Source organism: Pseudomonas sp. 05L36 (assembly GCF_056398125.1).
Genome location: NZ_JBFTOU010000006.1, coordinates 255,670 through 280,332, shown reverse-complemented (window position 1 = coordinate 280,332; position 24,663 = coordinate 255,670). Strand labels below are relative to the sequence as shown.

The 24,663-nt window shown below is 58.5% G+C and carries 23 protein-coding genes and 1 other RNA gene; 11 read left to right on the top strand and 13 right to left on the bottom strand.

Translation table 11 applies throughout. The features are described 5' to 3' along the window. Positions 1 to 455 precede the first annotated feature (455 nt). The 10 genes from AC1DKH_RS09710 to AC1DKH_RS09665 all read right to left on the bottom strand — a co-directional run bounded on the left by AC1DKH_RS09710 (position 456) and on the right by AC1DKH_RS09665 (position 10,672). On the bottom strand, positions 456 to 623 hold the full coding sequence (locus AC1DKH_RS09710) for a hypothetical protein (protein ID WP_477798045.1): 168 nt from the start codon (positions 621 to 623) through the stop codon (positions 456 to 458). Positions 624 to 936: 313 nt separating this feature from the next. Beyond that, positions 937 to 1,398, bottom strand: a complete 462-nt coding sequence (locus tag AC1DKH_RS09705) for a cysteine hydrolase family protein (RefSeq protein ID WP_477798044.1) — start codon at positions 1,396 to 1,398, stop codon at positions 937 to 939. Between the two features lie 103 nt (positions 1,399 to 1,501). Continuing rightward, positions 1,502 to 1,898, bottom strand: a transfer-messenger RNA (tmRNA) gene (gene ssrA / locus AC1DKH_RS09700). A 94-nt stretch (positions 1,899 to 1,992) separates the two neighbouring features. Continuing rightward, positions 1,993 to 2,271 carry a hypothetical protein gene (locus AC1DKH_RS09695; RefSeq protein ID WP_477798043.1) on the bottom strand — a complete coding sequence of 93 codons (279 nt, stop codon included), beginning with the start codon at positions 2,269 to 2,271 and terminating at the stop codon, positions 1,993 to 1,995. Positions 2,272 to 2,596: 325 nt separating this feature from the next. After that, a complete protein-coding gene (locus AC1DKH_RS09690; protein ID WP_477756288.1) occupies positions 2,597 to 2,872 on the bottom strand; it encodes a hypothetical protein in 276 nt (91 codons plus the stop codon). 201 nt (positions 2,873 to 3,073) lie between these two features. Beyond that, positions 3,074 to 5,884 carry an FAD-binding and (Fe-S)-binding domain-containing protein gene (locus AC1DKH_RS09685; RefSeq protein WP_477798042.1) on the bottom strand — a complete coding sequence of 937 codons (2,811 nt, stop codon included), beginning with the start codon at positions 5,882 to 5,884 and terminating at the stop codon, positions 3,074 to 3,076. Continuing rightward, positions 5,881 to 6,552 carry a LutC/YkgG family protein gene (locus tag AC1DKH_RS09680; RefSeq protein ID WP_477755800.1) on the bottom strand — a complete coding sequence of 224 codons (672 nt, stop codon included), beginning with the start codon at positions 6,550 to 6,552 and terminating at the stop codon, positions 5,881 to 5,883. Before AC1DKH_RS09680 ends, AC1DKH_RS09685 begins: the two co-directional genes overlap by 4 nt. After that, a complete protein-coding gene (locus AC1DKH_RS09675; RefSeq protein ID WP_477763174.1) occupies positions 6,552 to 8,006 on the bottom strand; it encodes a LutB/LldF family L-lactate oxidation iron-sulfur protein in 1,455 nt (484 codons plus the stop codon). Before AC1DKH_RS09675 ends, AC1DKH_RS09680 begins: the two co-directional genes overlap by 1 nt. Further along, positions 8,003 to 8,827: a (Fe-S)-binding protein gene (locus AC1DKH_RS09670; protein ID WP_477763175.1), complete on the bottom strand. Its 825-nt coding sequence runs from the start codon at positions 8,825 to 8,827 to the stop codon at positions 8,003 to 8,005. Before AC1DKH_RS09670 ends, AC1DKH_RS09675 begins: the two co-directional genes overlap by 4 nt. A gap of 150 nt (positions 8,828 to 8,977) precedes the next feature. Then, positions 8,978 to 10,672 (bottom strand): lactate permease LctP family transporter, encoded by a 1,695-nt coding sequence (locus AC1DKH_RS09665; protein ID WP_477798041.1) that lies wholly within the window; start codon positions 10,670 to 10,672, stop codon positions 8,978 to 8,980. A gap of 261 nt (positions 10,673 to 10,933) precedes the next feature. Between AC1DKH_RS09665 and AC1DKH_RS09660 the strand changes: the two genes are divergently transcribed. Next, on the top strand, positions 10,934 to 11,701 hold the full coding sequence (locus tag AC1DKH_RS09660) for a GntR family transcriptional regulator (RefSeq protein ID WP_477760714.1): 768 nt from the start codon (positions 10,934 to 10,936) through the stop codon (positions 11,699 to 11,701). Between the two features lie 115 nt (positions 11,702 to 11,816). Here AC1DKH_RS09660 and smpB read toward each other — a convergent pair whose 3' ends face one another. Beyond that, the gene (gene smpB, locus AC1DKH_RS09655; RefSeq protein WP_008057382.1) at positions 11,817 to 12,299 is read right to left on the bottom strand and encodes an SsrA-binding protein SmpB; all 483 of its coding nucleotides are present in this window, start codon (positions 12,297 to 12,299) and stop codon (positions 11,817 to 11,819) included. A gap of 118 nt (positions 12,300 to 12,417) precedes the next feature. Between smpB and AC1DKH_RS09650 the strand changes: the two genes are divergently transcribed. From AC1DKH_RS09650 to AC1DKH_RS09635, 4 genes are all read left to right on the top strand, one after another. Then, the gene (locus tag AC1DKH_RS09650; protein ID WP_477760715.1) at positions 12,418 to 13,821 is read left to right on the top strand and encodes a sodium-dependent transporter; all 1,404 of its coding nucleotides are present in this window, start codon (positions 12,418 to 12,420) and stop codon (positions 13,819 to 13,821) included. A 7-nt stretch (positions 13,822 to 13,828) separates the two neighbouring features. After that, positions 13,829 to 14,263 carry a type II toxin-antitoxin system RatA family toxin gene (locus AC1DKH_RS09645; RefSeq protein ID WP_108218128.1) on the top strand — a complete coding sequence of 145 codons (435 nt, stop codon included), beginning with the start codon at positions 13,829 to 13,831 and terminating at the stop codon, positions 14,261 to 14,263. After that, positions 14,256 to 14,570 (top strand): RnfH family protein, encoded by a 315-nt coding sequence (locus tag AC1DKH_RS09640; protein WP_108218129.1) that lies wholly within the window; start codon positions 14,256 to 14,258, stop codon positions 14,568 to 14,570. Before AC1DKH_RS09645 ends, AC1DKH_RS09640 begins: the two co-directional genes overlap by 8 nt. Before the next feature lie 227 nt (positions 14,571 to 14,797). After that, on the top strand, positions 14,798 to 15,208 hold the full coding sequence (locus AC1DKH_RS09635; protein ID WP_477798040.1) for a hypothetical protein: 411 nt from the start codon (positions 14,798 to 14,800) through the stop codon (positions 15,206 to 15,208). 151 nt (positions 15,209 to 15,359) lie between these two features. Here the strand turns inward: AC1DKH_RS09635 and AC1DKH_RS09630 are convergent, their stop codons facing one another. Next, the gene (locus tag AC1DKH_RS09630; protein ID WP_477798039.1) at positions 15,360 to 15,887 is read right to left on the bottom strand and encodes an outer membrane protein assembly factor BamE; all 528 of its coding nucleotides are present in this window, start codon (positions 15,885 to 15,887) and stop codon (positions 15,360 to 15,362) included. 97 nt (positions 15,888 to 15,984) lie between these two features. Here AC1DKH_RS09630 and fur point away from each other — a divergent pair, with 97 nt between their 5' ends. Then, the gene (gene fur, locus AC1DKH_RS09625; RefSeq protein WP_003197684.1) at positions 15,985 to 16,389 is read left to right on the top strand and encodes a ferric iron uptake transcriptional regulator; all 405 of its coding nucleotides are present in this window, start codon (positions 15,985 to 15,987) and stop codon (positions 16,387 to 16,389) included. A 76-nt stretch (positions 16,390 to 16,465) separates the two neighbouring features. On the opposite strand, the gene recN is transcribed toward fur, so the two are convergent. Continuing rightward, positions 16,466 to 18,139 (bottom strand): DNA repair protein RecN, encoded by a 1,674-nt coding sequence (recN, locus tag AC1DKH_RS09620; protein ID WP_477798038.1) that lies wholly within the window; start codon positions 18,137 to 18,139, stop codon positions 16,466 to 16,468. Between the two features lie 240 nt (positions 18,140 to 18,379). Between recN and grpE the strand changes: the two genes are divergently transcribed. From grpE to carA, 5 genes are all read left to right on the top strand, one after another. Further along, the gene (grpE, locus tag AC1DKH_RS09615) at positions 18,380 to 18,946 is read left to right on the top strand and encodes a nucleotide exchange factor GrpE (RefSeq protein ID WP_347910512.1); all 567 of its coding nucleotides are present in this window, start codon (positions 18,380 to 18,382) and stop codon (positions 18,944 to 18,946) included. A 102-nt stretch (positions 18,947 to 19,048) separates the two neighbouring features. Beyond that, positions 19,049 to 20,965 carry a molecular chaperone DnaK gene (dnaK, locus tag AC1DKH_RS09610; protein WP_477752817.1) on the top strand — a complete coding sequence of 639 codons (1,917 nt, stop codon included), beginning with the start codon at positions 19,049 to 19,051 and terminating at the stop codon, positions 20,963 to 20,965. A 296-nt stretch (positions 20,966 to 21,261) separates the two neighbouring features. Next, entirely contained in the window at positions 21,262 to 22,386 is a 1,125-nt protein-coding gene (gene dnaJ / locus AC1DKH_RS09605; protein WP_477752816.1) for a molecular chaperone DnaJ, read from the top strand. Positions 22,387 to 22,396: 10 nt separating this feature from the next. After that, the gene (gene dapB, locus AC1DKH_RS09600) at positions 22,397 to 23,200 is read left to right on the top strand and encodes a 4-hydroxy-tetrahydrodipicolinate reductase (protein ID WP_057716481.1); all 804 of its coding nucleotides are present in this window, start codon (positions 22,397 to 22,399) and stop codon (positions 23,198 to 23,200) included. A 259-nt stretch (positions 23,201 to 23,459) separates the two neighbouring features. Then, complete coding sequence (gene carA / locus AC1DKH_RS09595; RefSeq protein WP_046038697.1) at positions 23,460 to 24,596, top strand: glutamine-hydrolyzing carbamoyl-phosphate synthase small subunit; 1,137 nt, start codon at positions 23,460 to 23,462, stop codon at positions 24,594 to 24,596. Positions 24,597 to 24,663 lie beyond the last annotated feature (67 nt).

Here is a 24,663-nt window from a genome sequence, read left to right as displayed (position 1 = left end):
TTGTACATCAGCTCGCGGCTTCGCTCCACGCTTCCTCCCCACACTCGGTCACCCTCATGCAGTTGCGCTTCACTTCGTTTGCTGTGGTCAACTTACGGTGGGACTTGCACCCACAAGATTGCGCCCATGCTGGGCGCACGAACCCGGTGCACCCGAAGGTGCCCCGCGCACAGCCGCCATAATCGTGACTACATGCGCGAATGCATGCTGCCTGATCTGGGAGGTGTGAAGAGTACACTTTTCAGCCTGTCAAAGCCGATCGCCGGTTTACAGCGACCCCTGAAGGCTATCGTCGAGAAGCAGCCCCCGCCAGTTCATGAAAGGCGATGCGTTTTGCGGGAAATGTCCTAGGACGGTGACTACGTGCCAATCGAGTGCGAAGCACACCATTTAATATTCAAAGAGCACAACGAAAAAGCCCGAAAATTTGTCGGGCTTCATCTTGGCGCGGTCAGTTAGCTTCGTTTCGCTTCGACTTCCATCATCACAAGATTTTGCTGCTTCGTAGCTTCGGTCAACACTTCGCTATAGACACGCTTTTTCTGTTTCGACTTGGCGTTGCGAATAAAGTCAGCAAAGGAGCTTTTGGCGCCGTGGGACAGGCCTGGCTTGAACGAAATCATTGATGTACTCCTGATCCTAACCCGAGCCTGGCCATTAAATCAGCCCGCGTGTATTGCTCAGGGATATGGTAGTCAATTTCATCGACCCCAGCTTTGTAAAGACGTCCCGAATTGTCTATGTGCTAGATCAGCAGAAGCGCATCAAAGGTGAAACAGCTGAGGCGGTGAATTCGATTGAAAAGTCAGCGTACATGGCCGCATATCAAGCTCAAGTCCATGAGGGGGACACGGCTTGAGGGAAATTTCCTGGAAGTGAGTTTTTGCCTTGCTTAACATCGGTTGATTGGCTCAATGATGTGGTGCTAATTGCAGATCAAAGTTGCTTGGAACTCACCGTGTGCTTGAAATGATGCTCCCAAAGCCTGACCCCCAACCTACCCGTCCGGTCCAGCGAAGACCCCACCGTCAAATCCGTGATCAACGTCGGCCGCAAACCCGCATCAAACAGCGCAAACCCCGCCGCCAGGCAGCAGGTTTCGGTCTGCAGGCCGCACACCAGCACGCGTTCGACGTTGAGGCTTTTCAGGTAGTCGATGGTTTCCGGTGTGGGCGCGTAGCCGTGCTTGATAAAGGTGCGGTCGGCCGGGATCAGGCTGTCATCGTCCGGCGCGGGGTGCCAGCCGAGCTGTTTTTCGAAGGGGGTTATGGATTCGTCATGGCGCTCGACCGTGGCGACACTGGGTAAGGTGCCGATGAGCGCGTGAATACCGTCGATCAGCCACTGCGGCGGGGCGAAGCCGGGTTGTACGTCGATGATCAGGAGGGCTTGGCGCATGGGCTTTTCCGGGCAGGATGGCAGCGACACAGGGGGCGGTGTGGGGCATGAGAAACCCCAGATGCAACAAAGCCCGCACTGGGCGGGCCTTGTTAGCTTCGATTGGTGGAGCCGGGGGGATTTGAACCCCCGTCCGCCAGTACTCCGCTGTCGGTACTACATGCGTAGCCGTGTCTATTAAGTTAACCCTCAGCGACCCGACGGGCAGGGTGCTTTGGGCGAGTTGTGTAAGTTTTAGCCGCTTCGTCCACAACGTACTGCACGGCGATTCTGTTCTATATGACAATCACTTTGGGTTTACAGACATCCCCTGGTGATTGCTGGACCCGAAGGTACCAGAAGCTCAGGGCTAAGGCTGCTTACGCAGCGAGAGCGAATTCCTGGCCGTAGTTTTCGTCATTGGCAACTATAAGTAGTTGCAACAGTGGATTTACGAGTTCTGTTACCAACTCGGCATGCACCTAAAGTTTCGCAACCGGCGTCGAATCCTAAACGGCCCCGAGCCTGATGCTCTGTGAATCAAGTGAGCAGCAAGCCTGTACAGTGTACGCCAACGCGACCCGGAAGGCCAACCCGAAGGTTGACCACCACAGATCATGGGTTTGGTTGGTTGCCCTGACTGTCAGCGAGTGCCAATGCCTGGGTGGCCTCGGTGACGCATTTTCTGTCGTCTCCGGAGGCTTGTGAGGCTTCGGCGCTGGACATCAGTCTTTTGATCTCCATTGAGGTGTTTGTGGCGTTCGCCGGCAGCGCATTCACTTTGCCTTTGAGCTCTTGCAACTTGCTCGTACAAAGGTTGTTGTCCGCAGCAAATACAGGAGAGGCCAGCATTGCAGCAGCAATGAACAGGCCAGCGAGTGTGGTGCGTTTCATGGGTATCTCCTTGAGCTGATGGTCTCGGTGCTGCCGTATGAGTGGACGGCCAAGCCGAGCCCGAAAAATCAGCCACGATCTGATGGGGCTTACCTCAAAGACTACGATTCAACGCAAGAATTCGGTTTTTCAGAAAACGTGTCGAGCTTTTTCCAGCGATGCGGACGGTTACACATTTCCAGACCCCAGATGCAACAAAACCCGCAACTGGCGGGTTTTGGTTTGCTTCGTATCGGACGCAGCCGGGCTTTGAACTCCCGGCTGCCAGTACTCCGTTGTTGATGTACACCAACAAGGCCCACCCGAAGGTTGGCCTTGAACTGAGTTACTTCGCGCCTTTGTGCGCGTTCGTGACGTCCATGATGGTTTGGTTGGTCTCGGCGATGCAATCATCAATACCTGCCTTGGTGCCTTTTGCCTGGTCGGCTTTGGCTTTCTTGACGGAGGCCTCCACCTGGTCAAGCATTTCCCCGGGAATCTGTGCCTTGCCGTTTTCGATGGTTTGCAGGTTGACCGCGCACTGGTCTTTTTCGGCCGCAAACGAAGTGGAAGCCATCATGGAAGCAACAACGAACAAACCTAACAGCACAGAACGATTCATGTGTATCTCCTTGGACTGAAGGACCAGTCATTGCTGGCCATCAAAACGGTCTACCGAGTTTTAGGAAGTCCCGCATTAGCGGGACTTGATCAGTGGACTGCGGCGGCACGTCAGGGTTCTGCTTTTCTACTGTAGAGCTGTCGATTCCGGCAAGTAGCGTTAAGGAATGCACGTCTATGCACCTTCCTGTAGATCCTGCTATCAGGGCACCCTAGCCTGGGTAACGCGGTCCACCAGATAGACTAGTCCGTGGTAGTCAATGCCGCCATGTTGCGTCAGACCGATCTCACAGGTGCGGCTGGTCGATATCCCCTCGCTGCATTGTTGCACCGCGTCCTTGAGCGTGCGCAGGGAATGGGCGTTCAACTCCGGCGTGGTGAAACCCTTGTCGCCGGCGAAGCCGCAGCAGTGAATGCCTTCGGGAATGACCACGTTTTTGCTGCATTTGCGCGCCAGATCGATCAGCGCCTGACTTTCGCCAAGGTGCTGAGTGCTGCAAGTGACGTGCACCGCAATCGGCGCATCCTGCGGTGTGAAGTCGAGGCGATCCATCAAGTGCGTGCGAATGAAGCGCACCGGGTCGTACAGGTCCAGACGGTTTTCGCTCATGTCCTGAACCAGACGCAAGGTGCAGGGGCTGGTGTCGCAGTAGATCGGGTCGAGCCCGCCGCGGCTGGCGTGCAGCAACGCGCCAATCAGCTCCTGGCGTTTGTGTTCGGCTTGCTCGGCGTAGCCTTTGGACGCGAACGGCTGACCGCAGCACAGGTTGTCGAGGTTGTCCGGGAAAACCACCTGATAACCGGCCTTTTCCAGCAGGCCTCGGGTCTTGTCGTGCAGCGACATTTGTTCCGTGTCGCCCGCCGCCGGCCCCATAGCCCTTGATACGCAGGCGGCGAGGTACACCACACGCGGACGCTCATCGTTGATCGCCGGGCTGAAGCGGATCGGCCGTTCAGGCTGAGGCATGGCATTGGTCCACAGCGGGACCTGCCCCTTGGACAGCTTGCTGACGGCAGCGGAAAGTTTTGTCAGTCTTGGCGCCCCCAGCAACATCCGCGCACCATTGGCCACGTGCAGGGTGAAGCGCGCACCTTGCAGTGCCGTGGCGAAATTTCCTTCAAGCCAGTTGGCGGTTATCGTATGCGTCGCCTTCCGGCTACGCAGCTTTTTCACCAGTTCGCCGGTATTGATGCCTACAGGGCAACGTTGCGCGCACAGGCCGGTGGCGGCACAGGTATCGATGCCCTGGTATTCGTACGCGGCTTCGAGTTCGGTGGTGTCGATGCCGGCGCGTTTTCTCGCCTGAATGTCACGCCAGATCACGATGCGTTGGCGTGGGCTCAGGGTCAGGCCTTTCGACGGGCAGACCGGTTCGCAAAAGCCGCATTCGATGCACTTATCCACAATCTCGTCGGCGGCCGGCAAGGGCTTGAGGTGCTTGAGGTGGATCTGCGGATCTTCGCTGAGTACCACGTCCGGGTTGAGAATGCCGTTGGGATCCAGCAGACGCTTGAGCTGCCACATCAATTGGTAGGCATCGCTGCCCCATTCCAGTTCGACGAACGGCGCCATGTTGCGCCCGGTGCCGTGTTCGGCTTTCAGCGAACCGCCAAACTCCACCGCCACCAGTTGCGCCACGTCGTCCATGAACGCCTGATAGCGTGCGACTTCTTCCAGGCTGTTGAAGCCCTGGGTGAAGACAAAGTGCAGATTGCCTTCCAGAGCGTGTCCGAAAAGGATCGCTTCGTCGTAGTGATGTTTGTCGAACAGTTCGATCAGGCGGTTAACGCCGCTGGCCAGTTGTTCGACCGGGAAGGTGACGTCTTCGATGATCACCGTGGTGCCGGTCTTGCGCACTGCGCCGACGGCAGGGAAGGTGTCTTTGCGGATGGCCCAGAGACGGGCGTTTTCCTGTGGATCCTCAGTGAAATCGACCTGCTTTTCCACGGGGAACGTTTTCAGCGACGCCATGATCTGCGCCAGTTGTTCGTGCAGCAAGGTGGACGATGCAGCGCGGGATTCGATCAGCAAGGCGCAGGCATTGTTCGACAGCTGTTGTACGAAAGGCGGCATGCCGGGTTTGTCCTGCACTGAACGCAGGCTGCGCCGGTCCAGCAGTTCCACGGCCGACACCGGTTGGCTTTTCAGTACGGTGACCGCGTTGCAGCAGGTCTCGACATCCGGGAACACAATCAGGGCCGAGGCCTTGTTCGGATGGTCGATCACCGTGTCGTAGGTCACCGCGCTGATGAACCCTAGCGTGCCCTCGGAGCCCACCAGCAAGTGGCTCAAGATATCCACAGGCTCGTCGAAATCCACCAAGGCATTGAGCGACAGGCCGGTGGTATTTTTCAGACGGTATTTGTGGCGAATTCTCGCAGCCAGTTCGGCGTTGGCGCGGGTCTCGCGTCCCAGGGTTGTCAAACGCTCCAACAGAGCGGCGTGGCTTTGGCGAAACGCTGCGACGCTGGTGGCATCTTCAGTGTCGAGACGACTGCCGTCAGCCAGCACCAGACGAATGCCGGCCAGGGTGTGATAGGTGTTTTGCGCCGTGCCGCAGCACATGCCGCTGGCATTGTTGGCGACGATACCGCCGATCTTGCAGGCGTTGATCGAGGCCGGGTCCGGGCCGATCTTGCGTCCGAACGGTGCCAGCCAGGCGTTGGCCTGGGCACCAATCACGCCCGGTTGCAGACGAATCTGTGTGCCTTGCCCGCGAATCTCACGCGCGTTCCAGTTATCCCCAAGCACGATCAAAACCGAATCGCTGATGGCCTGACCAGAGAGGCTGGTGCCAGCGGCGCGGAAAGTTACCGGGACGTGATCGCGCTGCGCCAGTTTCAGTAGCGCCACCACTTCGTCTTCGGACTCGACGCGGATTACCAGTTGCGGAATCAACCGATAGAAACTGGCATCGGTGCCGAAGGCCAGGGTCGACAGCGGGTCGTCGAAGCGTCGCTCTTGTGGAATCAGTTGCTGTGCATCACGCAGGAAAGCAGCCGGTAGACTCATTGGTCCTCCAGGATCAATACCACCAGGTCTTTCGGACCGTGGGCGCCGTACGCCAGCACTTGCTCGATATCGGCAGTCTTCGACGGGCCGGACACCAGCAACGCATTGGTCGGCATGCCCTGGGCCCATTCGAACTCCTGCTGCACCTGATAGAAGTTGTCGCGGATTTCACTGGCCTTGAGCAGGGCGAAATGCACCGGTGGTGCGAGGCTCATCAGGCGCGGTTCTTCCCGCGTCGGCCAGAGAATCAGGCTACCGGTCGCCGCGATGGCGCCGAGGCTGGCGGTCAGGCTCGCCGGGGTGTCGTTGAACAGTTCGGCCTTCCATTCTTCAACCGGGCGGTCGTAGGCCTTGAGCTTCGGTAAATCGGGATTGTTCGCCCAGTGCTGTGTGATCCGTTGACCGTGGGGCGTTGTCGGTGCGATCAGCAGACTCGGCAATTGGCGCTCGCGCAGCAATTGCGCGAGTAGCGTCGGCCATTCTTGGCCGGACGTCAGATGAATTTCCGTGTGCACCGCTTCCATCAGTTTGCGCAGTTGCGCAATGCGTTGCTCAGGCGCGTAGGTGTAAGGCTGGGTCACCAGATCGATATCGAAGTTATCGGCCACTGGCGTGGTGCCTGTCAGACTTTTACGCAGTTTGGCGAGGATATTTTGCTTGGCGCTCATCAACGGTCTCCCTGTTTGGCCAAATGCTCGCGGGCCATGTCATGCAGTGAGCGGGCGGCGGGTTTGGGTGCGCTGTGGTTTTGCGTCCACGGACCGACATTGCTCGGCGTGAGGGCGCGCAAACGGGTGGCGAAGAATCCGAACAGGCGATACAGCGTCGGCGAGCTGTTGAGCTTCGCCCAGGCATTCCAGATGAACCGCTCCTTGCGCGAATACTTGCTGCCCTGACCGCGCATCACTTGATGGGGGCTGTCGGGGGCCTTGACGTTTTCTTCCCGCAGGCGACGCAACAGAGCAGGGATCGGAATTTTCACCGGGCAGACTTCACCGCAGGCGCCGCACAGCGACGAGGCGCTCGGGTGATCCGGCACTTTCGCCAGGCCAACCATGTGCGGGGTGATGATTTTTCCGATAGGCCCGGGGTAAACCTCCCCATAGGCGTGACCACCGATTCGGGTGTAGACCGGGCAATGATTCATACAGGCGCCACAGCGAATGCAGTTCAGGGTCTGGCGCAGTTCGCTGTCGGCAAAGGCCTGGCTACGGCCGTTGTCTAGCAGTACCAGGTGCACTTCCTGCGGGCCGTCGAGTTCATGTTCCTTGCGCGGGCCGGAGATCATGTTGACGTAAGTGGTGATCGGAATGCCCAGGGCCGAGCGGGTCAGCAATGACAGCAACGGCACCACATCGCGCAGGTTCTCGACGACTTTTTCGATGCCGGTGACGGCGATATGCACGGGCGGCACCGTGGTGGTCATGCGGCCGTTGCCTTCGTTTTCTACCAGCAGCAGGGTGCCGGTTTCGGCTACGGCGAAGTTGACACCGGAGACACCGATGTCCGCTTCGAAGAATTTCTGCCGCAAGACCTTGCGACCGATCTGAATGAGTTGGTCAACGTCCTTGGTGTATTCCACCCCAAGTTTGTCGTGGAACAAGGACGCGACCTGACCGGCATTCTTGTGGATCGCCGGCATGATTATGTGTGAAGGCTTCTCGTGGTCGAGCTGGACGATGTACTCGCCCATGTCCGATTCCAGGCATTCAATGCCCTGTTCAGCGAGGAAATGGTTCATCTCCATCTCTTCGCTGACCATCGATTTGCCCTTGATCACTTGCCGCCCCTCGTGAGCGCGGATGATCGAGAGGACGATGCCATTGGCCTCGTCCACCGTTTCCGCCCAGTGCACTGTCACACCGTTGCGGGTCAGGTTCTGTTCCAGTTGCTCGAGCAGCTCGGGCAACTTGGAGAGCGCGCGGGCACGGACGGCATTGCCCAGTGCGCGCAAGTGTTCTCTTTCATGGGCATCGCTGAACGCCGCTGCCCGTTTGCTCATCAATGAATCCATCGCCTTGCGAAAGTTGCCTCGCAATTGCGCGTCACCCAACGCCTTGTGGGCGCGGGTGCGAAAATCTTCTTCTACGGCAACCGTAGGAATAATCGCGGAAGTGCTCATCGGGCACCTCCGGTACGCTGCCAGAGGAAACTGGCCAGATGCTGACCGCGCAACGCTTCCTGCTGTTTTTCCAGCGAGCCGTTGATGTTCATCAAGCAGCCGCAGTCGGCACTCAATATCTTGTGCGCGCCGGATTCCTTTAACGCCCGGGTCTTGTCAGCCACCATCGCGCCGGAAATGTCTGGCATACGGACGCTGAATGTCCCGCCGAAGCCACAGCATTCGCTTTCGTGGTCGTGGTTGACCCGTTCCACGTTGCTCAACTGCGCCAATAATTCGCGGCCGTGCAGGTGGGTGTTCATTTCACGGCGTGCCGAGCACGAGGTGTGCAGCGCCACTTTTACCGGTTCGCCGCTGTCCTTGAGCTGCACCTTGCAGACAAATAACAGAAACTCGGCCAGTTCGTAGGTTCTGGCCGCCAGGGCCTGAACCTGTTTCAACGTGTCCGGCTCGTCCTTGAACAAGTCGGCGTAATGTTCGCGCAGCATGCCCGCGCAAGAACCTGACGGCACCACCACCGGATAGTCGCCGGCAAACAGCGCCAGTTGCGAGCGCGCCACGGTCCGTGCCTGTTCGGTGTAACCGGAGGTGTAGGCCGGTTGGCCGCAGCAGCTTTGCCCTTGCGGGTATTCGACACGAATGCCTTCGCGTTCAAGCAGGTGGATCGCGTCCATCCCGGCTTCGGGGTAGAACAAATCGACCACGCAGGTCCCGAACAGGTAGACCCGTGACGGTTTCTCGCTGGGGTACTGCCGAGGCTCGGGCAGTGGCGGGGCGACACGGGTCGCATTCGGCACGGCGTTGTAAAAAAGCTCGCTCATCAGGCGGTCTCCGGGTGGTCCCGGTTATTCGTCTGTTGAGGCTGCTGAATATAAAACCGGAAGCTTTCAGCAGCCTTACAGACCGGGGTGTGAATAGCGGACGCCGGGGGCGTGGCCCGGCGTCGGTTTTTATCGTGTTGCCTGTAGCCCTTAGTGCACCAGCATGCCGGTGAACCAGTAGGCCTGGGCCAATGTGATCAAGCCGACAATCGTTGCAAAGAATAGGCTGTGCTTGAGGGTGAAGCGGAACAGATCCGATTCCTTGCCCACCAGGCCGGTCGCGGCACAGGCCACGGCGATCGATTGTGGCGAGATCATCTTGCCGGTCACACCGCCACTGGTGTTCGCCGCCACCAGCAAGGTGTCGTTGACACCGATCTGGTGCGCGGTGGTCGCTTGCAGCGAACTGAACAGGGCGTTGGACGAGGTATCGGAACCGGTGAGGAACACGCCCAGCCAGCCGAGGAACGGCGAGAAGAACGGAAAGGCTGCACCCGTCGCCGCCAGTACCAGAGCCATGGTCGAGGACATGCCCGAGTAGTTGGTCACGAAGGCAAACGCCAGCACCATGCCGATGGACAGGATCGGCCAGCGCAGTTCGTAGAAGGTCTCTTTCAAAGTGGTCAGACCAGTTTTGAAATTGACCTTCAGGACCAGCATCGAGATCAGCGCCGAGAAGAAAATCGCCGTGCCGGTGGCGGAAATCGGGTCCAGTTTGAACACTGCCGGAAGGGCGGTTGGCGCGGCCACGATCGGTGCGACCTTGATCACCATCTGGTCCAGGTGCGGGATGGCGAAGTTGAATACGAAGCTGTACATCGAACCGCCGGCGGCGAACATGGCCTTGAACGGCTTCAGGGTCCAGATCGTGACCAGTACGGTGAGAATCAGAAACGGAGACCAGGCCCTGAAGATTTCCCCAAAGCTGTAAGGCGAAGCCACGGTTGTGCGTTTCTGGCCGAAACCACCGACGCTGGCGCTCACCACGGAGGCCGAGACGGCGCCGACGATGTGTTGGCCGGCGGCGCGTTTTGGTTGCCAGACTTTCAGGAACAGGGTCAGGGCAATCAGGCTGACCAGGGCCGAGGTGATGTCCGGCAGTTCCGGGCCGATGAAGTTCGAGGTGAAGTACTGGGTGACGGCAAAGCTCAAGCCGGCCACCAGGGCTGCCGGCCAGGTTTCCCGCACGCCGCGCAGGCCGTCCATCATGAACACCAGCCAGAACGGCACGAACAGCGACAGCAGCGGCAATTGGCGGCCGGTCATGGCGCCGATCTTGAAGGCGTCGATGCCGGTCACTTGCCCGGCAACGATGATCGGAATGCCCAAGGCACCGAAGGCTACCGGCGCAGTATTGGCAATCAGGCACAAACCGGCTGCGTACAACGGGTTGAAGCCCAGTCCTACCAGCAGGGCGGCGGTAATCGCCACCGGTGCGCCGAAACCGGCCGCACCTTCGAGGAAGGCACCGAAGCAGAAGCCGATCAGCAGGACCTGCAGGCGCTGGTCATCGGTGATCGACAGGACCGAACTGCGGATGACTTCAAACTGGCCACTCTTGACCGTCAGTTTGTAGAGGAACACCGCTGCCACAATGATCCAGGCAATCGGCCACAGGCCATAAGCGAAGCCATACCCGGCGGCGGCGAACGCCATATCGACCGGCATCTGGAAAGCAAAGATCGCCACCAGAATCGACAACGCCAGGGTGATGCTACCGGCCACATGCCCTTTGAGGCGGAACACGGCCAAAGCCAGGAAGAAAAACACGATGGGGATAACGGCTGCGAGTGCGGACAGGCCGAGGCTGCCGAGCGGGGTATAGAGCTGTTGCCAGGTTTGCATATGGGGTGGCCCCTAATTGTTGTTGGTCAGGCACTGATCAGCGTTCTTGGTTAATTGGTAAGACCAATTTACAATCGCTGTTGGCTAGGGTAAAAGCCTTGTAGGCGGTGTGTCAATTTGCCGCCCTAAAACTTTTGTCGAATGCGAAGTGCGCAGGTCGTCTGTCTGGTATGACCAAATGCGCTGTGGCAGGTGCTGGCGCGGCGCCGATAGGCCAGAATAGAGCCCCGGCGAGCCGTCGGATCGTGGAGTAATCGAGTTATGGGGTTTGATCAGATTCGTCAGCGCCGTTTGTCTGACGATATTGTCGAGCAGCTTGAGGGCATGATCCTCGAGGGCACGCTGAAAGCGGGTGAGCGCTTGCCGGCCGAGCGCGCGCTGGCCGAGCAATTTGGCGTGTCACGCCCTTCGTTGCGCGAAGCCATTCAGAAGCTGACCGCCAAGGGCCTGCTGGTCAGTCGCCAGGGTGGCGGCAACTATGTGGTGGAATCACTGGGTAGCACCTTCAGTGATCCCTTGTTGCATCTGCTGGAAAGCAATCCTGAGGCGCAACGCGATCTGCTGGAGTTTCGCCATACGCTGGAAGCGTCTTGCGCCTACTACGCGGCGCTGCGTGCCACGGAGGTGGATCGCGAACGGCTGACCGCTGCGTTCAACGAACTGCAGGACTGCTATTCCCGTCACGAAGAAGTGAGTCGTGCCGAAGAGGGGGCTGCAGACGCAAGTTTTCACCTGGCGATCGCCGAGGCCAGCCACAATGCCGTGTTGCTGCACACCATTCGCGGGCTGTTCGACCTGCTCAAGCGCAACGTGGTGACCAACATCGGTGGCATGTACAAGCAGCGCACCGAAACCCGCGACATGTTGATCGCGCAGCATCGGGAGTTGTATCAGGCGATCATCGAAGGGCGGGCGGAGCAGGCGCGTGAAGTTTCCAGTCGACACATTCTGTATGTACAGGAGGTGCTGGAAGAAGTGCGTCAGGAAGTGCAGCGCATGGCCCGGGCGGAGCGGCGCAAGGGGATGTGACCGTTTAACGCAAAGATCGCAGCCTTCGGCAGCTCCTACTTTGGAACGCATTCCCTGTAGGAGCTGCCGGAGGCTGCGATCTTTTTATTCGCGCCGCAATTCGCAGGCAGAAGAATTAATCTTCCTTGCCCTTGTTGCGCACCGCACGCTGCAACTCGCGACCGGCGTCGCGTTCGCGCTCGGTATCGCGCTTGTCGTATTCCTTCTTGCCCTTGCCCAGCGCGATCTCGCACTTGACCATGTGCTTGCTCCAGTACCAGGACAGGCACACGCAGGCGTAACCCTTTTGCTGCACGGCAGCGGCCAGCTTTTCCAGCTCGCGCCGATTGAGCAGCAATTTACGGGTGCGCACCGGGTCAGCGATGACGTGGGTACTGGCGGTCGTCAGGGGCGTAATGTGGCTGCCGAGCAGCCAGGCTTCGCCATCCTTGAGCAGTACGTAGCTGTCAACCAGCTGCAGCTTGCTTGCCCGCAGACTTTTTACTTCCCAGCCGGCCAGGACCAGACCAGCCTCGAACCGATGTTCGATGAAGTAATCGTGTCGCGCCTTTTTATTTTGCGCGATGGTCCCTGTTGGGTGTTTCTTCTGTTTAGCCATAGGGGCGGCATTATAGGGAGTTGCACGCGAGTCGGCTACGGTGTTGCTACGTGCTTGAGCAGGTTGATTGAATCCCGGACAATGCGGCCTCTTTTTTGAACGCTTGGGCGTGATAACGATGTCGACAGACAAGGTTTCTGTCCACGGCAGTTGGGCTAGCCGCTGGGTCTTCATACTCGCCGCGACCGGTTCGGCCGTGGGGCTGGGTAGTATCTGGAAATTCCCGTACATGGTCGGCGTCTATGGCGGCGGCGCCTTCGTGCTGATGTTTCTGGCCTGCATCGCGCTGATTGGCGTACCGGTCATGCTGGCCGAAACCCTGATCGGCCGGCGTGCCCGGCAGAGCCCGGCCAATGCCTTGAAGACGCTGGCGGTCGAGGCGGGGCACTCGACGAAATGGTCCTGGGGCGCATTTGCCGGGATGATCACGGCATTGCTGATCCTGTCTTTCTACAGTGTGGTTGGCGGCTGGTCGCTGGATTACATCATCGACATGGGGCGTGGCGATTTTCAGGGCGCGACGCCTGATCAGGTGGGGGCTTACTTCGGCAATGTGATCGCCGATCCCTGGCGCCTGACACTTTGGCACACGATTTTCATGCTGTTGTCCGCGGTGGTGATCGCCAAGGGCGTGGTTGCCGGGCTTGAGCGCAGTTTGCGCATCATGATGCCGTTGTTGTTCGTGATGATCCTGGTGCTGCTGGGCTACAGCATGACCACCGGTCATTTCATGGAGGGCGTGCATTTCATGTTCGACTTCCACCCGGAAAAGGTTCTGGACGGCTTGTTGCCCGCGATGGGGCATGCGTTCTTTTCCCTGAGCGTGGGCGTCGGCTCGATCATGATCTATGGCGCCTACATGCCGAAGAACTCGTCGATCTCAGGGACGGTCGTCGGCGTGGCGCTGCTCGATACCTTCGTTTCCCTGGTTGCCGGACTGGCATTGTTTCCGATTGTTTTCGCGGCGGGCCTGAATCCGAGCGAAGGGCCGGGGCTGATGTTCGTCAGCCTGCCGTTTGCCTTCGGTAACGTGGCGTTCGGGCAATTGATGGGGGTGGTGTTCTTCGTGCTGGTGGCGGTCGCTGCCTGGAGTTCGGCGATTTCCCTGCTCGAACCGATGGTGGCCTACCTGGTCGAGCGCACTAAGGTGAGTCGTGCATGGGTTACTTTCTGGCTGGCTTTCAGCTGCTGGTTTGTCGGTCTGGGCACTGTGTTCTCCTTCAATATCTGGAAGGAGGCCAAGTTCTTCGTGAACGAAGGCGGGATGTTCCACCTCTACCAATGGGGAGCCGCCGGTGGTCTCGACTTCTTTGGCGTGATCGATTTCTTCACCTCGCGACTCATGTTGCCGCTTGGCGGTTTGTGTTTCGTGGTGTTTGCGGGCTGGATCATGGGGCGTGAAGCGGTGCGCGACGAGTTGTCGATCCGCAACCCTGCGCTGTTTGGCCTGTCCTTGTTCTTGATGCGCTATGTGGCGCCCATCGGCATTCTCGTAGTGTTTGCCGCCCAGCTGTGGAAGTGACGCTGACATGACGACACATATTTCACGTTCGGCCTTGCTGCCGTACCCGGCACAAGCGCTGTATGACCTGGTCAACGACGTGGCGCGCTATCCGGAGTTTCTGCCGTGGTGTTCGTCGGCCGAAGTCCTGGAAAGCTCGCCTGAGCATATGAGGGCGAGCGTTGGCGTGGCGAAGGGCGGCCTCAGTCAGCACTTCGTGACGCGCAACGCTCTGGTTCCCGGTCAATCGATCGAAATGAATCTTGAAGAAGGCCCGTTCAATCAATTGCATGGTGTGTGGGTGTTCAAGCCGCTGGGCGAGAAGGCCTGCAAGATCAGTCTTGATCTTTCGTTCGATTATGCCGGGCCACTGGTTCGCGCCACATTGGGGCCATTGTTCAATCAGGCCGCCAATACGCTGGTGGATGCGTTCTGTCAGCGCGCCAAGCAGATTCATGGTTGAAGCCGTGATCGATATCGAAGTGGTGTACGCCGCTGTGGACAGGCAGGTGCTACTTTCACTCGCGGTGCCGGTCGGCACTACGGTTCGGGCGGCCGTGCTCAAGTCTGGTGTAGGGGCAGAGTTTCCTGAGCTGGATCTTGCCGCCTGCCCGGTGGGTATCTTTGGCAAGGTGATCACCGACCCGGACACTCGAACGATTCAGGCGGGGGACCGAATCGAAATCTACCGGCCGCTGCTGGCGGATCCGAAAGAGGTCCGTCGCCTGCGTGCAGCAAAAGCGGCCGAGGCCAAGGCGCGGAATCAATGATTGAATTGCGCGCCAGGCACTAAAATTTCCGCCCACAGGTGGTTCAATCCCTGAGTGTAAATATGCTTTGTAGGCTTTTTATCGGGGGAATGTAGGATTGGTTTGAGTATTGAAGAGAATTTTCTCTTTGCTTCAATCTTGATTGAATGTGGTTCCGATTAAGCCTAAATCAAGTCTTGCCCTCGTTATGTGAGGGGCAAATAAACTCATTTAGGGATAAATCTGAAATGGACTTGATCAAGTCGTTGAAGCATATAAGTGTGCTGGCAGCAATGGGTGCGGCTTTCACTGTCATGCCGGCCAGTGCAGCCTCCAATGTGTTAACCGCCACGATAAGCGCACAAGGCAGGGTGGTGGCTCAGGCACCCGAGTGGATCTCTGCGGTAGAGTACTTCTCCCAGCCTGATTATTTTGCGAACTATAAGGTTAACTTCAAGCCGGATGTCTTCATCCAGGCTCCACGGTTCTGCTCTGTATCCCTTACGAACAGCCGTTCCGAAGATGATATTTATTATGGGCGGGCGCGACTTGGGTCTACACCCAAGCAGGATAATTTGAGTGTGATCACTCAACTGGCAGGAATGAAGGGCCCTTCCGGTGATGGTTCCCAAGACTTTATGCTGATGTGTATTAAATAAGCGGGAATCATCGATAGTGATTCCGGCAAGCGATCCGGATCGATCACTATTGCCGGTACATAAAAAAATCCGCCGCCAGAGGTCTGGCGGCGGATTTTCAGAGCGGCCTTGCTGGAGCTTGAATGCCCAGGCAAGCGGCATCATTCGCCAATTACTGCGGCGAGGTGTCCAGCGGTTCAGGCGTCGGGACTGGAGCGGTTTCTACACCGTCGACGTCCTTCTGGATCTGATCCAGCAACGAACCTGGCTTGACCGGTTTTTCCGGTTTTGGTTTTTCGACGTTTTGTGCCGGGGCAGCCACTGTCGTGCCGCTGTCCTTGCCAAGGATGGCTTCGTCACGGCTCACGCCTGGCATGAAATCACCAGAGAGGCTGACAAGCTGGTCATTTGGGTTGAAGATAACGCTGATGCGTTCCTGTTGGCGTTCACCGCCACCGGGTTGCAGGCTGTACAGATAATCCCAGCGATCGGCATGGAATGTGTCGGTCAGCAGAGGGTTGCCCATGATAAATCGTACTTGCTTACGGGTCATTCCCGGGCGCAACTGGTCTATCATGTCCTGCGTGACGACATTGCCCTGCTGGATGTCGATTTTGTAAACCCCGGGGAATGAACAACCGGCGAGTGCGAGCAGTCCCACAAAGGTGAAACTGGTTAGCAAGAGCTTGGTGTTTTGCATCGGTGGGCGACTTCCACTATCTTGGCTGGGACAACGTAAACGCCGATCATACCCGCATTAAGAGAAGCTGCGAAGCAGCATCGCGAGAAAGCTGACCATGGTTGAAAATAGCGAACTACGCAAAGCCGGCCTCAAAGTGACCCTGCCACGGGTCAAAATTCTGCAAATGCTCGATTCCGCCGAGCAGCGCCACATGAGTGCCGAGGATGTCTACAAGGCCCTTATGGAGGCTGGTGAGGACGTCGGTCTGGCCACGGTTTACCGTGTTCTGACCCAGTTCGAGGCAGCTGGCCTTGTGGTGCGGCACAACTTCGACGGAGGCCATGCGGTCTTCGAACTGGACGACGGAAAGCATCACGACCATATGGTCAACGTCGAAACCAGCGAAGTGATCGAATTCTTCGACGAAGAAATCGAGCGGCTTCAGAAAGCAATCGTCGACAAGTATGGCTTCGAGATGGTTGATCACAATCTGGTGCTGTACGTGCGCAAGAAAAAGTAAGCATGTCGCGCGAACTTGACGTTCGCGAAACGAACGAAGGCGACCCCAGGGTCGCCTTCGTGCTTTCTGCCTTTAGTCAGGCTTTTGCGGCCACCACCATTTTTTTGGCATGCGCCAAGGATTCCTTGGTGAGATCGATGCCGCCCAGCATCCGTGCGACTTCTTCGACGCGGTCGTTTTTGCTCAATTTTGAAACGGCCGTGCGGGTGGCATCTTCGCCGCGCACTTTATGCACAAATAGATGTTGATGACCTTGCGCCGCCACTTGCGGCAAGTGGGTCACGGTCAGTACCTGCCCGCGCTCACCGAGCCTGCGCAGCAACTGGCCGACGATTTCCGCGGTTGGACCGCCAATGCCGACATCGACTTCGTCGAACACCAGGGTTGGTACACGGGAGGTCTGCGCGGTGATGACCTGAATCGCCAGGCTGATCCGCGACAGCTCGCCACCGGATGCGACTTTTGCCAAGGCTTTCAATGGTTGGCCAGGGTTGGCGCTGACCAGTAATTCAACCTGTTCAAGTCCATTAGGCAGCAGTTCATCACTGCTGTTTGGGCGCAACTCGATGGTGAAGCGCCCGCCAGGCATGCCCAGGCGCTGGATCTCCAGTTCCACGGCGCTGGCCAGGCTGCTCGAGGCTTGATGACGCAGATCGCTCAGTTCGCGAGCCTTTTCCTGATAATGGCGAGCGTATGAAGACAGCTCACCGCTCAGCCGCTCGATGGATTCGTCGTTGGCGTTGAGGGTTTCGATTTCATCCAGCAGTTTCTGTTGCATCTCGGCAACTTCGGTCGGCTGGATGCGGTGTTTGCGCGCCAGGGTGTAGATCGCGTCGAGGCGTTCTTCGAGGTATTGAAGGCGCGACGGATCGGCGTCGAAGTTGTCAAGGAAGCGGTTCAGTTCACCCACGGCCTCTTCAACCTGGATCTGTGCACTGGTCAACAAGCTGCTGGCTTCTCCCAGCGCACCAATCGAACTGTTCACGCTGGACAGGCGGTTGAGGCTGGCGGTGAGGGCGTTCAGTACATTCCCGGAATCACTTTCACTGCATTGCTCGACGACTTGCCGGCAGATGCCCAGCAGGGTTTCGGCGTTGGTCAGGTTTTTGTGTTCCTGCTCTAGCTGCTCCAGTTCGTTGTCGCCAAGGCCGAGGTTTTCCAGTTCTTCGAGTTGATAGCTGAGCAGCTGATGGCGAGCGCGTTGTTCGTCGCCGGAGTTGGAGAGTCGCTCCAGCTCCTGGCGAGTCTGGCGCCAGCGCTGTGCGGCAAGCTGCACCTGGCGGGCAAGGTCCGTGGCCCCGGCGTACTCGTCGAGCAGGCGGCGATGGGTGTCGGTCTTGAGCAGGGATTGGTGTTCGTGCTGGCTGTGGATGTCGATCAGCAGCTCGCCCAGCGCCTTGAGGTCGCCAAGCGGGCAGGGTGTGCCGTTGATGTAGCCGCGCGAGCGTCCTTCGGATGTGATGACCCGGCGCAGGATGCACGGGCCGTCGTTTTCGAGGTCGCGTTCGGCCAGCCAGGCGCTTGCTTCCGGAATGTCGACCAGATCGAAGGTGGCCAGGATGTCGGCCTTGTCGGCGCCGGGGCGGACCACGCCGCTGTCGGCGCGATCACCCAGGGTCAGGCCCAGCGCGTCGAGCATGATCGACTTGCCCGCGCCGGTTTCCCCGGTGATCACGCTCATCCCGCGATCGAGTTCGAGATCGAGATGTTCAACGATGGCGTAGTTGTGTACGGACAGGTGCACCAGCATATGGGCCGCTCCCAGGTGTTAGGTCTGGTTATTTATACAGTGTTTTGTTTCTGGCTGACAATGCCCCTCGTTAGCTCGATTCGCTCGGTCCGACGAAAGCCTTATTGCGACCGGGAATGACAAAGCAGTTATTTTTTGTAGGGTTAATCGTCGGCGCCCCTTGAAGCCGGATTTTGCGGCCCCATATAGCTGGGCAGAAGCGCGAGTTGAGTTCGCGGACGAAATTGAAAGGAGAAATCTATGGCTGACGAACAGACAGTGGATACGCAAAACCCAGACGCCAACCAGGCGCCCGAGGCTTCGGGTGATGACCTGGCGGCTCGTGTACAAGTGCTCGAAGAGCAACTGGCAGGCGCTCAGGATCAGGCTTTGCGTGTAGCCGCCGATCTGCAGAACGTCCGCCGTCGCGCCGAGCAGGATGTGGAAAAGGCTCACAAGTTCGCGCTGGAAAAATTCGCCAGCGACCTGCTGCCGATCGTCGACAGCCTGGAGCGTGGCCTGGAATTGTCCAGCCCGGATGACGAAAGCATCCGTCCGATGCGCGAAGGTATCGAGCTGACCCTGAAAATGTTCCACGACACCCTCAAGCGTTATCAGCTTGAAGCGATCGATCCGCATGGCGAACCGTTCAATGCCGTTCAGCATCAGGCAATGGCCATGCAGGAAAGCGCCGATGTCGAGCCTAACAGCGTTCTGAAGGTGTTCCAGAAGGGCTATCAGCTCAATGGTCGCCTGCTGCGCCCGGCGATGGTCGTAGTCAGCAAGGCGCCTGCGCCGGTTTCGCCTTCGATTGACGAGCAGGCTTGAAATCCGCCGCAAGGCCCCCATTTATAAGTCAAGCGTTTAAGTGCTACCGCAGTTAGCCACCACTGCTGCGGCAACCAAATCCAAAGTTTCGGGAGAGTGAACATGGGCAAAATTATCGGTATCGACCTGGGGACTACCAACTCCTGCGTCTCCGTGCTGGAAAACGGCAAGGCAAAAGTTATTGAAAACGCTGAAGGCGCGCGTACCACGCCGTCGATCATCGCTTACGCCAACGATGGCGAAATTCTGGTTGGCCAATCGGCCAAGCGTCAGGCTGTGACCAATCCGCATAACACCCTGTATGCGGTGAAGCGTCTGATCGGTCGTCGTTTCGACGAAGAAGTCGTGCAGAAAGACATTCAGATGGTCCCTTACAAGATCGTCAAGGCTGACAACAGCGACGCCTGGGTTGAAGTGAACGGCCAGAAAATGGCACCGCCACAAATCTCGGCTGAAATCCTGAAGAAAATGAAGAAGACCGCCGAAGACTACCTCGGCGAGACTGTGACTGAAGCGGTGATCACCGTTCCGGCCTACTTCAACGACAGCCAGCGTCAAGCCACCAAGGACGCCGGCCGCATCGCCGGTCTGGACGTAAAACGTATCATCAACGAACCAACCGCAGCTGCTCTGGCTTACGGTATGGACAAGGCGAAGGGCGATCACACCGTGATCGTTTACGACTTGGGCGGTGGTACTTTCGACGTTTCCGTGATCGAGATCGCTGAAGTCGATGGCGAGCACCAGTTCGAAGTATTGGCCACCAACGGTGACACGTTCCTGGGTGGTGAAGACTTTGACATTCGTCTGATCGACTACCTCGTCGACGAATTCAAGAAAGAAAGCGGCATGAACCTCAAGGGTGATCCGCTGGCCATGCAGCGCCTGAAAGAAGCCGCTGAAAAAGCCAAGATCGAGCTGTCTTCCGCTCAGTCGACCGACGTGAACCTGCCGTACATCACTGCAGACGCCACCGGTCCTAAGCACTTGAACGTGAAGATCTCCCGCGCCAAGCTCGAAGCGCTGGTGGAAGACCTGGTTCAGCGCACCATCGAACCTTGCCGCATCGCTCTGAAAGACTCCGGTATCGACGTTGGCGCGATCAACGACGTGATCCTGGTAGGCGGTCAGACCCGTATGCCACTGGTGCAGAAGCTGGTAACCGAGTTCTTCGGTAAAGAAGCTCGTAAAGACGTTAACCCGGACGAAGCTGTTGCCATGGGTGCTGCTATCCAGGGCGCCGTACTGGCTGGCGACGTGAAAGACGTTCTGCTGTTGGACGTTAGCCCGCTGACCCTGGGTATCGAAACCATGGGTGGCGTGATGACCGCGCTGATCGAGAAAAACACCACGATTCCTACCAAGAAATCGCAAGTGTTCTCGACTGCCGACGACAACCAGGGTGCCGTGACCATTCACGTGCTGCAAGGTGAGCGTAAGCAAGCGGCGCAGAACAAGTCCTTGGGCAAGTTCGACCTGGCCGAGATTCCACCAGCTCCACGTGGTGTGCCGCAGATCGAAGTGACCTTCGACATCGACGCCAACGGCATCCTGCACGTAGGTGCGAAGGACAAGGCTACCGGCAAGACTCAGTCGATCGTGATCAAGGCTAACTCCGGTCTGTCCGACGAAGAAATCGAGCGCATGGTGCGTGATGCCGAGGCGAACGCCGAGGAAGACCGCAAGTTCGAAGAGCTGGCCGCTGCCCGCAACCAGGGTGATGCACTGGTTCACTCGACGCGCAAAATGGTTACCGATGCCGGCGATAAAGTGACCGCTGAAGAGAAGACTGCAATCGAAGCTGCCGTAGTTGCCCTGGAAGCCGCCGTCAAAGGCGACGACAAGGCTGCTATCGACGCCAAGGTTGAAGAGCTGTCGAAAGTCTCCGCTCCAGTGGCGCAGAAGATGTACGCCGAACAGGCTCAGCCTGCTGAAGGCGCGGCACCGCACGACGACAAGGCGGAAAAGGCTGACGACGTTGTCGACGCCGAGTTCGAAGAAGTCAAAGACCACAAGTAAGTTGTTGGTCGGCCGGTTGACTGCCTTCAGGCGGTGACTGGTAGGATGTCGCCGCGCGGGAGCTTGCTCCCGCGTTGGCGTATCTGGAATACGCGAATTTTTACAGCATGCGACAGCGTTCGCGTGCTGCTGGCATGGCCGGGAATGCTCCTGCTTTCCGAGCTGTAAGTGCCAATTTGAAACAAAGACCAGGATCGTTGAATTGACGTGAGTTGGGTCCGGGCCTGTATTGGGGCTCAACGAGTTCGGCAAACTCAGGAGGGTTTTGTCGGACGTCCTCAAGAGTGCAAAGACTTATGGCAAAGCGTGACTATTACGAAGTGTTGGGTGTTGAGCGTGGCTCAAGCGAAGCGGACCTGAAGAAGGCTTACCGTCGCCTGGCGATGAAGCACCACCCGGACCGTAATCCCGATGACAAGGCGTCGGAAGAGATGTTCAAGGAGGCCAACGAGGCCTACGAAGTGCTGTCCGATTCCGGCAAGCGCGCGGCATACGACCAGTATGGCCATGCCGGTGTCGACCCGAGCATGGGTGGCGGCGGTGCCGGTTTCGGTGGTCAGAACTTCTCCGACATCTTTGGCGATGTCTTCAGTGACTTCTTCGGTGGCGGTCGCGGCGGTTCCCGTGGCGGCGCTCAGCGCGGCAGTGACTTGCGCTACACCCTGGAGCTGGACCTCGAAGAGGCGGTGCGCGGTACGACCGTGAATATCCGTGTTCCGACGCTGGTCAACTGCAAGCCTTGCGACGGCTCCGGCGCCAAGAAAGGTTCTGCGCCGGTGACCTGCCCGACTTGCGGCGGTATCGGTCAGGTGCGCATGCAGCAAGGCTTCTTCTCGGTGCAGCAGACCTGCCCGCGCTGCCATGGCCAGGGCAAGATCATTTCCGATCCGTGCGATTCCTGCCACGGCGAAGGTCGTGTCGAAGAGTACAAGACCCTGTCGGTGAAAGTGCCGGCCGGTGTCGATACCGGTGACCGCATTCGTCTGTCCGGCGAAGGCGAGGCGGGCGCTCATGGTGGCCCGACGGGCGACCTGTACGTGGTGATCAATGTGCGCGAGCACTCGATTTTCCAGCGCGATGGCAAACACCTGTTCTGCGAAGTGCCGATCAGCTTCGTCGATGCGGCGCTGGGTGGCGAGCTGGAGATTCCGACCCTTGATGGCAGGGTCAAGCTGAAGATCCCTGAGGGGACTCAGACCGGCAAGCAGTTCCGTGTGCGTGGCAAGGGCGTTGCGCCTGTGCGTGGCGGTGGTGCTGGCGACTTGATGTGCCGCGTGGCGGTCGAGACTCCGGTCAACCTGAGCCGTCGCCAGCGTGAAATGCTCGAGGAATTCCGTAGTTCGCTGGCGGATGACAACAGCCATTCGCCAAAAACCACCGGTTGGTTCGAAGGCGTGAAGCGCTTCTTCGGCGATTTGTAAGGAGACAGGCATGCGACGTATTGCAGTGATGGGCGCCGCCGGGCGCATGGGCAAGACCCTGATTGAAGCCGTGCAGCAAACTCCGGGCGCCGGTCTGACGGCGGCGGTGGATCGTCCCGACAGCACGTTGGTCGGTGCGGATGCCGGTGAGCTGGCTGCACTGGGTCGTATCGGTGTGCCTCTGTCCGGTGATCTGGATCGGGTGGTCGACGAGTTCGACGTGCTGATCGACTTCACTCACCCGACGGTGACCTTGAAGAACCTGGCTTTCTGCCGTAAGCACGGCAAGGCCATGATCATCGGTACCACCGGTTTCAGCGTTGAAGAAAAGCAGTTGCTGGCGGAAGCGGGCAAGGACATTCCGATTGTCTTCGCGGCCAACTTCAGTGTCGGGGTCAACCTGTGCCTGAAGTTGCTCGACACGGCAGCTCGCGTATTGGGCGACGATGTCGACATCGAAATCACCGAAGCTCACCATCGGCATAAAGTCGATGCGCCGTCCGGCACTGCCGTGCGCATGGGCGAGGTGATTGCCGATGCGTTGGGCCGCGATCTGAAAAAGGTGGCGGTGTATGGTCGTGAAGGTCAGACCGGCGCTCGTGATCGTGAAACCATCGGTTTCGCCACGGTGCGTGCCGGCGACATCGTCGGTGATCACACTGTGCTGTTCGCCGCCGACGGCGAGCGTGTCGAGATCACTCACAAGGCGTCCAGTCGCATGACGTTCGCCAAGGGTGCGGTGCGTGCTGCATTGTGGCTGGACGGGCGCGAGCCTGGCCTTTACGACATGCAAGACGTGCTCGATCTGCGTTAAGATGCACCCGAAATCGGGCTCGCGCACAGCGTTTGAGCCCGGTTTTGTTCTGCCAAGCGACGTCCTGTCGCATTCTCCAGCCTTTAAGGCTCATTTGCGGTAGACCAAAAAGGCCTTTTTCTGTAAGCTACAGCTTTAGTGTGTCCACTAAAAGCGCGCAGAATAATTCAGTGAAGAAGCGGGGTGACGTGTCCATACGTCACTCCGCTTTTTTACAACCTGCGATCGCCCTTTCAGGCTTTATTTACGGGAGGTCTTCTTGACTAAGCCAGCCATACTCGCCCTTGCTGATGGCAGCATTTTTCGCGGCGAAGCCATTGGAGCCGACGGTCAAACCGTTGGTGAGGTGGTGTTCAACACCGCAATGACCGGCTATCAGGAAATCCTTACCGATCCTTCCTACGCCCAACAAATCGTTACCCTGACTTACCCGCACATCGGCAACACCGGCACCACGCCGGAAGACGCCGAGTCGAATCGCGTCTGGTCTGCCGGCCTGGTCATCCGTGACCTGCCACTGGTGGCGAGCAACTGGCGTAACACGATGTCCCTGTCCGACTACCTGAAGGCCAACAACGTTGTGGCCATCGCCGGTATCGACACCCGCCGCCTGACACGCATCCTGCGTGAAAAAGGCGCGCAGAACGGCTGCATCATGGCTGGCGACAACATTTCCGAAGCCGCCGCCATCGCCGCCGCCCAGGGTTTCCCTGGCCTCAAGGGCATGGACCTGGCGAAAGTCGTCAGCACCAAGGAAAGCTACGAGTGGCGCTCGACTGTCTGGGATCTGAAAACCGACAGCCACGCAACCATCGAAGCCTCCGAGCTGCCGTACCACGTGGTTGCCTACGACTACGGCGTCAAGGTGAACATCCTGCGCATGCTGGTCGAGCGCGGTTGCCGCGTGACCGTCGTGCCTGCACAAACGCCTGCTGCCGATGTGCTGGCACTGAAGCCGGACGGCGTGTTCCTGTCCAACGGCCCTGGTGATCCGGAGCCTTGCGACTACGCGATCCAGGCGATCAAGGACGTGCTGGAAACCGAGATTCCGGTCTTCGGTATCTGCCTCGGTCACCAACTGCTGGCCCTGGCCTCCGGCGCCAAGACCCTGAAAATGGGTCACGGCCACCACGGTGCCAACCACCCCGTCCAGGACCTGGACAGCGGCGTAGTGATGATCACCAGCCAGAACCACGGTTTTGCGGTAGACGAAGCGACCCTGCCAGCCAACGTCCGCGCGATTCACAAATCGCTGTTCGACGGCACCCTGCAAGGTATCGAGCGTACCGACAAGAGCGCCTTCAGCTTCCAGGGTCACCCGGAAGCCAGCCCTGGCCCGAACGACGTAGCGCCATTGTTCGATCGCTTCATCACCGAGATGGCAAAGCGACGCTGATCGCTGGCCCTGATGTAGCGAAGCTTGAGGGTGGTCCCGACACCGGCGGCCCCCTCAAGGCTTCAGA